Source organism: Fulvivirga marina, assembly GCF_016775155.1.
GTDB lineage: Bacteria > Bacteroidota > Bacteroidia > Cytophagales > Cyclobacteriaceae > Fulvivirga > Fulvivirga marina.
This window is the reverse complement of sequence record NZ_JAEUGD010000006.1, coordinates 1-12,634: the sequence shown is the minus strand read 5'-3', so window position 1 is coordinate 12,634 and position 12,634 is coordinate 1. Positions and strand designations below refer to the sequence as shown.

Below are 12,634 nucleotides of genomic sequence, written 5' to 3'. Positions count from 1 at the left end.
TGTACCCATTTTTTACATCTATAATTTGTGCCGATAAAGTATCAGTAATCGTTTTACCTTTCACATGTAGGTCAGCGTATGTCATTACGCTATCTTCATAAATCTCCATGGTATGCATAGCATCAGTACTGCTGGATAGAAAAAGAGCACCTGTTACGGAACCTGAGAGCATGTGAACGTTGTCAATATATCCATTATTTAAATCTAGGGTATATACTGATAACGAATCAGTGATGGTTTGACCTTTAACATGAAGCGAAGCTTGAGGATTTGGGTTTCCTATTCCAACATTTCCAGTATTATCAATAAAAATGTGGTCACAGATCATGTCCATACAATCCGGGTTCTGCGGTGGATCTGAACCAACAAAGCCACCACTACAATCTGTTATTGTCTCTGCAGAGGTATGTACTTCTCCATCTACTAGCTCTCCAAACCAGAGAAAAGCTGTACCCCCACGAATGCCTATTCCCATGGCATTCCAGGTTTGATTTTCCCAGTAGGAGCCTATATTGAGGATCAAATCATTGTGAGAAGGAGAATTTTGCCATTGCTGTAAGGCCTCAGTTGCTGTCATGGTAGCTGATGTCCATGCATAATTTTCATAACCGGGGGATTGATAACCGGTAATTTCAGCTGGTTTATCCCACATACAATTGGCGTTACTGTGGTCATTTGTATAACAACAGGCAGTCCAGCTTCCATTGGAAGACCATGAGTGTGCATTACATTCAGATGAAGTAGGCGGGTAATCTTCTGCATCCTGTGCGTGTAATTGTGCTACTTGTGATAGTTTTGGAGATAAGGGAACAGGCGGTAGACCATTGGTCGCTCTATAATCGTTGATAGCGAGATAAAGTGCTTTTTCTTCTGCACTCCAGCAAACCTCTCCACTTCCACTGCCGGAACCAGCCTGAAGGGTAGTGGCACTGATAGTTACATCATTAGAAAAGTTATCATTGTTGTCCACAGCCCTCAGGGTAATATCATAAGTAGTATTGGGTGTCAGACCTGTTAAAGCATAACTGAGTGTGCCTGATGTCAGGTTGCTCTCATTGGTAATCACCGTTGCTGTACCGGATTCTGTCACTGTTAACTGGTAATTCTTTATACCGGCACCGGCAGTAGATGCCGTCCATCCGATTGTTATATCTGTCTCCGTAATATTGGAGATGGATAATACTGGGTCTGTGGGTGACGTAACCTGGGCAGACTGAGTAGCATCTATGGTTGCTTCATTGGAGAAATTACCATTGTTATCTTCTGCCCTTAGCTTAAACCTGTAAGTGGCATTAGTCTGGCCATTTAGAGTGAAACTGTTAGAATTGGGGGCCAAATTGTTCTGAGTGATTAATGTAGTACCAGAAACGGGATCAGCAACTTCCATATGATAATACTTGATACCTGCATCAGCAGTTGATGCCGTCCATGTAACTGTTATCTGTGTCTCAGTGGTATTGGAGATGGACAAGATAGGTGTTGTAGGAATGCTTTGAGAAGCCAAATTGCTAGACAATGCCAGCATTAGTACAAATCCTATCAAGCTTCTCCCTAAAAAAAGAATGTTAATGGTTTGTCTACTACCTTGTAATAGAGCAAGCCCTATTGTCAAATTGTGGTTCATCGTGTTTTTTGGGTTTAAATGTTTTTTAAAGATGCACACACGAAGAAAATGATGATTTGCAATTAAGGACATCGCTTTTCAAAAGCGGCTTTTTTCTTTCAAAAAGGGTCTAAGACATTCAAAAAGGGACAATCTAGTTTATAGATTTTGTAATTACCCCCCAATAGAACAGTTTGAGAGCAGACAAATTGACCTAAATTTGAACTGTANAGAGCAGACAAATTGACCTAAATTTGAACTGTATTTATGAAAAGGAAAAGATTTTCATCCTAGTAGATAGCCTACAGTTTGAAAGGGTTTGATGCAGCAGAAATCAGTCATGAATATGGAATTAGTCAAGCTTCATTTTATAAAAGACAGCAGCGATACAGTATGGGAGGCTTCAGAGCTTCTCAAGCTAAAGGAGTTTGAACAGGAAAACCGAAGATTAAAGCATAATGTCGAACTATCCCCTTGACCTTAAGATAACTAACGATACGGCTTATAACTGTGGCCACCATTATGCATAATAGTATTGAATAGCCACCGTTAATTGAACATGTATACCATTGCCAATAACTAACACTCATTATCTAAACTCCTGAAAATATTCCCGAGGATCTTTTCCAAATCTGTTCTTGTAGTATTGAGCAAAACGAGTGGTATTTCGAATTCCCGATGAAAAAGCCACCGCTGAAAGGTTGTTATAAACCCCATCCTCAAGAAGCTTTCTGGCTTTTTGCATAGCTACCTCACGTTGGTACTCTTTTGGGGAAAGACCTGTAACCTTTTTCAACCTGCGCCTAAATTGTCTCTTTCCAATATGGAAGACCTCAGCCATATTATCCAATCTAAATTCCTCGTTCTCCAATTCAGCGAGAATCAACTCTTCTACTTGCATAATAAAGGATGAATCTCCTTTATTGGCCCCCTCCACCCCTATCAGGCGTTCTTGCAAAGCTTGCCGTTCAAATTTCTCCTCTAATGATACCTGTTTTCTTACCTCATGCCGCAAGAGCATATTTTTTACTCTAGCCATTAACTCATCAAGGGAAAAGGGTTTTGGTAAGTATTCATCTACACCTATATTCAATGCTTTCAACTTGTGATCTTCTTCATTAAGAGCAGTAAGCATGATCATAGGAACACTATGATTTTTCTCATCTTCTCGAATCGTTTGTAATAGTGTGAAGCCATCCATTTCTGGCATCATTACATCAGAAATGATCAAATCAACAGGTTCTTTTTCTAATTGCATCAATGCGTGCTTACCATTAAAGGCAGTAAAAACAGCATATTTTTCCTGAAGCATACTTTTGATAAATTGTAGCATTTCCGGATGATCCTCAACAATGAGGACTCGATATTTATCCCCTGTTTCTCTGACAATAGGGAGATCATTCTCTAGCCCATCATCAGACATGTCAATTTCATCGGTATCTACATTGGGAATTTGCGTTGCCACCCCCTCTTCATAAGGTATTGTTAATGAAAAGGTACTACCTCTACCCTGTTGACTTTTTACTGTCAGTTCTCCCCCCATTAAATCGGCATATTCTTTTGCAAGAGCCAAACCTATACCTGTTCCACCCTGCATAGGTGCATCGGGTTGTTTGCTTTGGAAGTAAGGATCAAAGATATAGGGTAAATCTTCTTCGATAATGCCCTTTCCCGTGTCTTTTACCTGGATACACAACAAGTCACATTGTTTATAAGCTTTCATCTGTATACAACCACCACTGAGAGTGTACTTAAGAGCATTGGATATCAAGTTATTAAGTACTTTTTCAAGCTTAGGTGCATCAATCCGCAGGTAATCATCGGGAAGGAAATCAATATCACTTTCATAAGTAATTTCCAGATACACGGCCATCGAACTGAAATTACTAAATATACGGGTCAGCAATGAAGCGATTGCCACATTTTCTGACTTTACTTCTATTTTATGGGATTCCAGTTTGGAAAGCTGAAGAATATCATCAACAAGACTTTGAAGCTTACTCGTATTATTGCTGATAAAATTCAATTCTTGCACAGCTTCTTCAGGCAAATCTCTCTTAGTCAAACTAGATATAGGCGCACTTATTAGAGTAAGAGGTGTTCTAAGTTCATGAGAAATATTAGCAAAAAAACGAGATTTAATATGATCTAATGACTCTAACTCCCTTTTCTGCCTGTCTATTTCTTCATTACGCTGTTGCAATAGTTTATTGGCTTTTTGTTTGGACAAATAATAACGATAGAGAATATATAGAAGTACTATTAAGATAATGATGCCAACAATGGTGACATATTGTTTATTTTGTTGACTTTGGATCTTTTGGCTTAAAACGAGCTTTTCTTTTTCGTTAGCAAACTGGATAGAGTCTCTCTCCTGATCGAATTCATACTCCGTCTGCATCTTTGTGATGGCCTCAGTATTATCCTCATTGATTAAGCTATCTGACATTTGCTTGAAAAGTACATGGTAGTTGTATGCTGCTTTATAATTTTCCAATGCTTCTTCAACAAGAGCGAGTTGGTGCGCTGCATTCTTAATATTAAGCTTGAATCCTGTTTCCTGAGAAATTTGAAGTGCATCGGAAAGAAAGCGCCTGGCCTCAAGCAATAAGTTCTGCTTTCTATAAACCCTGCCAATAGCCAACAAAGGATAGGTCCTTTCTACTTTTACTTCAGTTACTTCAAACAATGCTAATGATTGCAATTGGTATTCCAATGATTTGTCATATAGGCCTTGCTTTTCATAAATATTCCCAATGTTATGTAAGCTTAAGGCTATTTCCCTTTTGCTTCCCAGTTTTTTAAAAGTTTGAAGTGATCGAAGGTAGTAGTCCAGTGCCATCTCATATTTTTTCTCTTCTTCATAAACAACACCTATATTATTAAGAACCTCAGGTTTTACTTTGGTGTCTCCAAATTCTTCACAAATTTCAAAGGCTTTCAAATAATACTTCAGAGCCAATTGATGATTGCCCCTATACATATAAACAAGACCTATGCTGTTATAATTCGACGCCGAATTATTTTTAAGCCCTAGTTTTTTAATTATTTCGAGTGATAAGAAAAGGTTCTCTAATGATTTTTCATGATTGCCTTGTCTTCTATACATGAGACCAAGAGAATAATAACAATCTTGAATAGCCAAGCTGTCTTTCAACTCTTGATTTATTTTTAATCTTGTGTAAGTATGATTTAATGCCTGCTGATAGTCTCCTTGATAGAAAGAGACAGCCCCCAGTCCCTTATATGCTTTAGCTTTTCCTTTGGAGTAGTTTTCTTGCATGGAAAGCACGAGAATTGTATCACAAATTTCCTTAGCTTGCTCGTATTTCCCTAATTTAATTTTTAAAAGAGCTTTTGTATTAAGTGCATCTATTTTACCGGTTTCATAACCAACCTCCACTGCTTCATTAAAAGCTTTATTGACATATTCAAGCGTTTTTAAAGAATCGTAAAGTAGGTATTCTGTGGCTATATTTAAGTAAGTATCAACTTTTTCTTCACGGTAAATATTTGATTCCAAAACATTAAGAAGAGAATCAATAAGAGGTTGGTTTTGACTATAACTCAGAAAAAAAGAAAAAAGCAACAAACAACTCAGCGTGAAGGATTTCATGTTAATGTTAAGGGTTGATTAATTTAATGATTTAATATTAACTATAGAAGAATACCCAAAATAGGTTATACCACCCCTAATTTGGGAATCTCTTTGTTTAGTGATCTAAAGTGCAGTGTAATTAATATCAGAAATATTTCTTAAATGCAATTAAAGGTACTAATGCCGAAATAAGAATTGATACTATTGATTTGATCAACGAGTTGGTAATAACTTCCATTTAGGTTATCTTTTATACTTTAACCAATTTACTCAAAATACAAATTGCTTTCAAAACGGAGCTAAAATGAGTGGAAATAATTTAGAAATACATACATGTAAGGATTCCCTAAAGGTGACTAGTCTTGAATAAACGTTACAGTGTTTACAGAGATAAATAATTATTTAGCATCGGGGCCTACCTCGATGCTATTTTTTTATAGATTTTAATTGGAATAGGTTTCTGATAAGCACTTTAAGCTGTTCTTCAGCGATATCAATCATCATATCAAAGATGATAGCTTTCTTATTTGTAAACCCCAGTTCCTTCTCCAGAGAGTTTTTTGTTTCCCTAGTAACCGGACTTTTGCTTCCAACTCTAATAACTTTTGTTCAAGTGTTTTTTCCAAACTAAGGGGAGATTTATTATCCCAATCTAAGCTACCATATTTTAATAACCAAGTCTTAACTGTAGCATTCTCTTGAATACCGTATTTTCTTTAAGCAGCATTCAGGCCTAATTCACCACTCTCTACCTCTCGGACAACCTGAATTTTAAAAGCATAGCTGTAATTGACCTCTTACTGAAAAACCGGACACTGATAATTAGAGAAAATTGGCTTTAAAAGTTACCTTAAATTAAAGCCAACAAAGATGAAGAAATCAAAATTTACCGAATCTCAGATTGTTTTTGCACTTAAGCGGGCAGAGACAGGAACCAGGGTCAACGAAGCATGTCAAAAAATGGGTATAAGTGAAGCTACGTTTTATAACTGGAAGAAAAAGTACGGAGGTCTGGGAGTAAGTGAACGAAAGAAGCTTCGGCAGTTAAAAGAGGAGAATGCACAATTAAAAAAGCTGGCAGCAGTATAACGAGCTTAGACCACGTTTTGTTGGTTACCTTAACTGAATGTTGTTCTTGCTTCAACAGGAAAAGAAAATTAGAACAAGTAGGGAGGTAGAAAATATACTACCATACCCTCGCGCTGATACATAACTATTCATTGGGTTTAGCTGTTTGTTTATAAGTTATTTATGTTGGTGTTTAGTTTCGGGTTGAGGTAACTGGTCAATCATTTTTTTATACTCTTTGAGTACGAGATTATATTCTTCTGTTTCAGGAAGAATCTCAGGGATAAAAACATGATTCAAACTGGTAAGCCACTTAAGGGCCTTTTGATGACGGACCATTTTTAACTGGTTATTAAATACGGCTACATTTCCGCCCTGAAGCAGGTAGTAAACGTATTGGTCGTGGTATATCTTGATTTTACTCATAACGTCAGTTATCCGGACAATTTGAAGGGTCTTTGATTAGCAAATCTGTTAACTCTTTTTGAAGATGGTTTAACTGTTCTACCTGTCCTTTCAGACTAAAGTGCATAAATTGAAAGTTCCTCTCGTAATCCTTCAATTTATTGGACTCGTCCATAATCTCATAAAGATTATGTTCATAAATGAGATACGCAAACTTCTTATTGGTAATTTGATAGTATTCCGCCAATAACGTATTATGGTGGATCAGGTCTTTTACTTCCTCAAGAAGTTGTTTATAGCGTTCAATTGATTCTTCCCAACTGGCTTTCTTTCGTTCCATAGTTTAAAAGGTTAAAAAGGCATCCAAGGGTAGACAACGTGCATTCTCCAACTGGATGACTGCGAACTCAAACACATTATATGGTATTATTGCTTTAATTTTTCTTTTTTTAGACACGTTGGGGAAATTTGGGAGGTGCCACTACCAACACCCCCCATGACCCGTCAACCTAAACCCAAATCAACCGGGTCATTATACAATAGGCATTGTCTCAATCATTAAATTCTTACAGAATTGATAATAGGATTTTTCCCTTTTCAACAATTTCGTTTCTTCTTCTAACGCTTCTAAAACTCCCTGAAACCTTGTGCCATTAGTAGATAGACTACCGTTTAATTCCTCCTTTAACTTGGGTTCCGTCAGCTTACAAATGAAATCGACATTTGCTTCAAAAAACTTCTGCATTATGGCTTCCATTTTCATGGTAAGAATATCCATACATCGAATAATTATCTGATAATCTTCTATATACAGTCCACTATTTCAGACACTCTATGGATATCGCCCTTCTTAGACTGCTTTCTTATTTGCTCAAAAGTTCTCATATTTGCTACCTGTTATTACCTATTAACGGGCACAATAATAGTCAAGTTTTTTGGACATGTCAATATAATTGACATTTATTGTTAAAAAAATATAGCGATTTGACATTTAGCAGGAACCTTAAAGAACTGCGGAAGAAGCGCGGTTATAGTCAAGACAAGCTAGCGCAGCTAGTAAATAAACAAACTGGAAAGGATTTCGGGAGGACTACTATATCTAATTATGAGACAGGAACCAGCTCACCAAGCCTTGATATAATAGCTGTAATTGCCAAGATACTTGACGTAAGCACTGGCGATTTACTTGACGAAACTGACGGTAACCCAAATGGTAACCTAATCGATGAATCAAAAACTGAAAAGTACGGAAGCGATACCGTATCTCTTGACATAATAGAAGGTAAAGCTGCTCACTACATCAGAGAGCAAGATGAGTTCATTCTGAAACTAAAAGGAAGGCTGAGGGAGATGGAAGACGTTGTAGAGTCAAAAGATGCTGATATGGCCAAAGAAATGCTAAAGGAGGCCCTTCTGTTACTTATGGACTTGACTGACAAGTATCATACAACGTCAGGAAAGTATATTAATGCATTTCAGAAGTATCACAGGCTAGCCAATATGATAAAGGATGATTTAAAACTCTGACAAGTATCAAGGGTCGATATCTAATCCATTATTATTAATCTCATCATGTAAGCCCCCAAATTTCTTCTTGGCAATAGCATACAGCGCGATTATAATTCCCATAGCCAAAATGCTTACAATGCCCTGGACTATCAGGTTATTGATCTTTTGGGACTCCATAGCCGCCTGTTTTTCATCCCTCTGAAGCTTGTAATTAGCGGCCTCGGTTTGATATTGAATATTTAACTCATCTAATTTCTCCTTGATAGCATAAAGCTTGCTTGCTGCTTTGTAAACTTCATCACTAAACTCAAATGCCTTGGCGTTGTCGCGGCCTTTGTAAGCATTTTTTAATCTCTCACACAGTTCAACATATTCAGGGTTCAAATCATTGGGATTAGAGTACTCAAAGGCCATGTTGTAATGTTCTATAGCACTGGTGACTTCCCCAAGCGAATCATATATAGTGCCCACATTTTGATGAACAAGAGCCATATCCCTGTTGGATATATAAATACGATATTTCTCTTCTATTGGCCTCTTTAGGTAATTTAATGCATTACCATAATCACCTTGTATTAAATAACTGTAACCAATGTTATTAAACGATTTTATTTCTCTTTTTGTCCTATCCTCACCATCTACAATTGACATCGCCATTTCAAAATACTCTATGGCTTTTGAATGGAATCCATCCATCTGGAAAGCAAGACCAATTTCATTTAATGTTGCCGCTTTACTCCTATTGTCATTAAGCTGTTCAAATATGTTTAATGACCTATTAAAGGCATTTATTGCTGCCTCTTTATCTTTATTCATTCTGTACACTCTACCTATATTATAGTTCAGCCACGCAACACCCAATGTATCATTGTTCTCCAGCTTAATATCCATTGCTTGAGAATAATACTTTATAGCTGTATCATGGTATCCGGCCTTACGAAATATTACGCCAATATTTTCTAATAGGTTAGCACACTGCGTTTGATTATCTAAGTCTCTGTACAATTTTAGGGCAGAAAAGTAATTAATTAAGCTATTATGGTACATACTCTTGGATTGGTATAAATAGCCTATTAGGTAGTATGTCTTTGCCTTTTCACTGTTTTCGGTGGTAGCAAGTAAACTCGACTCAGCAAGCTCAACCGAAGCTTGCTTATTGGCAAAATTATATAGACTATCGAAGTTATTTGAAGCAAAAGCAGTATTCCCTACGATAAGTACAATTAGCAACAGAAGGGTTTTAGGCATTAAATCTAAGTTTTAACATTCTTTTCTGACTCAATATAAACTTATGCAAAAAGGCGGATAATAATCCGACTTTTTCACAAAAATATTACATATAAAAGATATGTAGATATTTTTCCACGACAACGATAAACCCTTAAATTAATTGCCCGGAGGCTCATTAATATGATCTCCATCATCGGAGCCGCCAGTGTTAGGATCGTTGTTAACAGTTCCTGTATCCATGATCTCTTCATAGTCATCAGAACAAGCATTAAAAAGAAGAGCGGAACCGAATAAAGCAAAGCATAGGATAAGTTTTTTCATGTGTTTTTTGTTTTAGATTGATTGTTAAGTAATTACAAGGTAGTGAACATTATAGATTCTTGCGATTATTTAGTTCAATTAAAGCCGTTTTTAAGAGCTTTTTAATGCAAAAATAACATGAATATTACCTTTGAAGAGTAGTTTCCAATCATATATCCCTCGATAATTACCCAATTATTACCTTTCCGTACTTTTCAACTTTGTGGTACCTTTGATGTGTAACATCTCAAAATCATTGAAAACGGTGAATTTAGTGCGATTTTGAAGCAAATTTTTGTTTATGGAGATATGTACTTTTCATAATACCCCCTATATACAGTAGACTTATTTTCAAATTGATTACTGCTCATTACGGTGAACTGTTTTAATATCTCTTATTTAAACTCCTCTGCGCTATACCGCTTAGAAATAGCTTTCTAAAATGGATTTCCGGCTCATGACAATTCTTGTGCTTTTATTATATTTGTTACCTGTTAACAAGAAAAAAAACAATCATAGTTGACTAAATTGGCAGCTTTTTCAAAAAGCATGAATTTTAATACAATATACGCAACTATAGCAGCGAAAATTTCCTGTTTCCGTGCCCCAAAAAAATATCTCAAGAGGAACTTGCCTAAAAAATTCAGGAGTTGACCGGTGAAACATGTGGTAAGCATGCCATATCCAGATTTGAAAACTCTCACAGAAAATTACCCATCAACTATGTCCCAGCACTGGCGCAAATTTTTGGTATTACCACGGATGAACTATTTTTCAGTGCGAATGAATTAAAGAGAACTGATAAAGACCAAATTGGTACCCAGGTTGCAGATTACCGGGAGCTTGCTACAACTAACCCTAAAGAGGCAGCCAACAAAACATTAGAAGCATTGCTTAACGCCAAAAAAGAAGTGCTGGCTTTAAAAGAGCAGCTTCGTAAATATGAAGAGGAACTGGAAAAGAAAAGTACATTGGTAAAAAAGTACGCTGCATTACCCAAAACGTTGAACAAACTGAATCAAAATAAAGACCAATGAAAAGAGGTAGCCAAAATTACTATCTCTAATTGTATTATTACGTTATCTATGACTGAATTGCTCCATTCTTTCCATCACACCCGTTCCTTTAATGGATTGCCCGCAATGAATGGTCAAGCATTTCCTGCCAAAGCTATCCACTATATCTGAACTTACTCATCTGATGGACCACTTTGATCTCAGTAGTAATCTGTTCATTCTTCAATTTTCTCTCAGATGGTTTCCTCTCAAGCCAGTCATAATAACCATTTCTACTTATTTTAAAGATTTTGCACATACTATCAACGCTAAATTTATGTAGTGTCTTTATGAATTTGTATATCTGTTGTCTCCCTTAGAGAAGATGCTTATGCCTTTTTTAGAGTATCACGCTCCAGTTGAGCTCTTTCAGTTCCTTTTTTAAACGAATAATCTCCTTTTCCTCATTAGTCATATTGGGATTGTCATGACCTAAAAAACTACATTCTTTACACTGGTCATGTTCCATCTTCCTTAAAAGTTCGCACCTTATTCCTAATTCTTCGGCCATTTCACAGGAGGACTTGATAATCTTGCGTTTTCTGCGAAAGACAGGTATTTATCTTTTGTTAGCACTTATCCACAGATTGAAGTCAAAACTACCACATAGCCTCATATTTAGGAATTACAACAGAAAGTCTCAGTAGAATCGGAAAAGAAATTCTTCAGTAAGTGTTTCTTATCATACATCAATTTTTTTTGAGTAGCCTTTTGCTCAATTTTACTATTTAACTAAAAAGTCAGCGATGAAAAAAGTACTTATAGCATTATTAAGCTCCATGCTTATGCTCCCTTGTGAGATCAAATGAAGAATTAAATACTGAGCAAAAAAGAGAATCAGTTGCCCATTAACCCATCCAATATTATTTCTTGTTTTTTAATATGAACCATGTTAAATTCAATACTATGGCGAGTACAATAAATATGGAGATTATTTGGCGCAATAGCTACAGGTTCACAATTAGTGTAGAACCGTCTAAGAGTGACAACAGCCAATATAATGCATTTATAACCATGCATAATGATGGTGTAAAGGTTGGTAGCTTGGTTATTAACTGTAATAAAAATGAAAAAATGCTTTTTCCCACCGTAGAGGCTGCATTCGCAAAAGCTGAGGAATACATAGATTCAAGAACCTGGGAATAGAAAGGGGGTATTTTTTCGACCCGGCAGATTTACAAAGGTCAATATTATGGCTATTAACGCCACTTAGCCAAATAAAAACTAAAAACAGAAAGAAGCCCAAACATGGAACGGCTTCCTTCAAGTCGATATATCTAGAAATAGATAAATTAGGTAACCAGAAATGCCAGATAAAATTCTAAAATTATATAACCCGTTCCAGTTAAAGCAGAAGGAAGTCTTGGCCCAAGATAACACCCATAAGACCTCCTTCATACTTATGTGATTCAGATATATACTATATAGTGAAATATCCCAATATTTTCAACTGATAACAGTCTTATTGTTAGTTCAATTAGCAACAAGCCCCAGAAGCATTAGGTCGATACACTTATATTTACCTCTGTAAGGCTGCTTTTTAAAGGTTTAAGAAATACCTATTCCGGTTTACAAGGCTCATTTTCTGGCTAAAATCAACTTAGATTTGTATTGTGTTGATATTCAGAACATTATAATGTTTGACTCTCTCAGGTACGTTACGTTGGAAGTTCGTAATAAGGCAAGTCAGTTGAGATTGCTAATAAAGAGATAATTAATGAACTTCTGGTAAATACACTAGATTTGCTCTCAAAGTCCCCGTGCTGTTTGTAAGTTATTTATGTTGGTGTTTAGTTTCGAATTGAGGCAACTGGTCAATCATTTTTTTATACTCCTTGAGTACGAGATTATATTCTTCTGTTTCAG

At 36.3% G+C, this 12,634-nt stretch carries 12 protein-coding genes and 1 pseudogene; 5 read left to right on the top strand and 8 right to left on the bottom strand.

Features of this window, described 5'->3' with window-relative positions; all coding sequences use genetic code 11:
- The coding region (locus JMN32_RS03525) for a fibronectin type III domain-containing protein (RefSeq protein WP_202854910.1) at nt 1-1,624 on the bottom strand (1,624 nt) is incomplete at its 3' end.
- Between the two features lie 325 nt (nt 1,625-1,949).
- Here JMN32_RS03525 and JMN32_RS27475 point away from each other — a divergent pair.
- Entirely contained in the window at nt 1,950-2,081 is a 132-nt protein-coding gene (locus JMN32_RS27475) for a hypothetical protein (RefSeq protein WP_262896692.1), read from the top strand.
- Nucleotides 2,082-2,192: 111 nt separating this feature from the next.
- On the opposite strand, the gene JMN32_RS03520 is transcribed toward JMN32_RS27475, so the two are convergent.
- Nucleotides 2,193-5,219 (bottom strand): tetratricopeptide repeat protein, encoded by a 3,027-nt coding sequence (locus tag JMN32_RS03520; protein ID WP_238354340.1) that lies wholly within the window; start codon nt 5,217-5,219, stop codon nt 2,193-2,195.
- Nucleotides 5,220-6,071: 852 nt separating this feature from the next.
- On the opposite strand from JMN32_RS03520, the pseudogene JMN32_RS03515 reads away from it, so the two are divergent.
- Nucleotides 6,072-6,284, top strand: a pseudogene (locus tag JMN32_RS03515) (transposase); the annotation flags it as partial.
- Between the two features lie 162 nt (nt 6,285-6,446).
- Here JMN32_RS03515 and JMN32_RS03510 read toward each other — a convergent pair.
- The 3 genes from JMN32_RS03510 to JMN32_RS03500 all read right to left on the bottom strand — a co-directional run bounded on the left by JMN32_RS03510 (nt 6,447) and on the right by JMN32_RS03500 (nt 7,452).
- Complete coding sequence (locus JMN32_RS03510) at nt 6,447-6,695, bottom strand: hypothetical protein (RefSeq protein ID WP_202854908.1); 249 nt, start codon at nt 6,693-6,695, stop codon at nt 6,447-6,449.
- 4 nt (nt 6,696-6,699) lie between these two features.
- Nucleotides 6,700-7,014: a hypothetical protein gene (locus JMN32_RS03505; RefSeq protein WP_202854907.1), complete on the bottom strand. Its 315-nt coding sequence runs from the start codon at nt 7,012-7,014 to the stop codon at nt 6,700-6,702.
- 192 nt (nt 7,015-7,206) lie between these two features.
- Nucleotides 7,207-7,452, bottom strand: coding sequence for a hypothetical protein (locus tag JMN32_RS03500; protein ID WP_202854906.1), 246 nt, complete (start codon nt 7,450-7,452; stop codon nt 7,207-7,209).
- 185 nt (nt 7,453-7,637) lie between these two features.
- Between JMN32_RS03500 and JMN32_RS03495 the strand changes: the two genes are divergently transcribed.
- The gene (locus tag JMN32_RS03495; protein ID WP_202854905.1) at nt 7,638-8,201 is read left to right on the top strand and encodes a helix-turn-helix domain-containing protein; all 564 of its coding nucleotides are present in this window, start codon (nt 7,638-7,640) and stop codon (nt 8,199-8,201) included.
- A gap of 6 nt (nt 8,202-8,207) precedes the next feature.
- Here JMN32_RS03495 and JMN32_RS03490 read toward each other — a convergent pair whose 3' ends face one another.
- Both JMN32_RS03490 and JMN32_RS03485 read right to left on the bottom strand, forming a co-directional pair.
- Nucleotides 8,208-9,431: a tetratricopeptide repeat protein gene (locus JMN32_RS03490; protein WP_202854904.1), complete on the bottom strand. Its 1,224-nt coding sequence runs from the start codon at nt 9,429-9,431 to the stop codon at nt 8,208-8,210.
- Nucleotides 9,432-9,569: 138 nt separating this feature from the next.
- Nucleotides 9,570-9,734, bottom strand: coding sequence for a hypothetical protein (locus JMN32_RS03485; RefSeq protein ID WP_202854903.1), 165 nt, complete (start codon nt 9,732-9,734; stop codon nt 9,570-9,572).
- A gap of 629 nt (nt 9,735-10,363) precedes the next feature.
- Here JMN32_RS03485 and JMN32_RS03480 point away from each other — a divergent pair.
- Entirely contained in the window at nt 10,364-10,750 is a 387-nt protein-coding gene (locus JMN32_RS03480) for a hypothetical protein (RefSeq protein WP_202854902.1), read from the top strand.
- A gap of 358 nt (nt 10,751-11,108) precedes the next feature.
- Here JMN32_RS03480 and JMN32_RS27260 read toward each other — a convergent pair whose 3' ends face one another.
- A complete protein-coding gene (locus tag JMN32_RS27260) occupies nt 11,109-11,279 on the bottom strand; it encodes a hypothetical protein (RefSeq protein WP_238354339.1) in 171 nt (56 codons plus the stop codon).
- 395 nt (nt 11,280-11,674) lie between these two features.
- Between JMN32_RS27260 and JMN32_RS03475 the strand changes: the two genes are divergently transcribed.
- Entirely contained in the window at nt 11,675-11,914 is a 240-nt protein-coding gene (locus tag JMN32_RS03475) for a hypothetical protein (RefSeq protein WP_202854901.1), read from the top strand.
- Nucleotides 11,915-12,634: the final 720 nt, after the last annotated feature.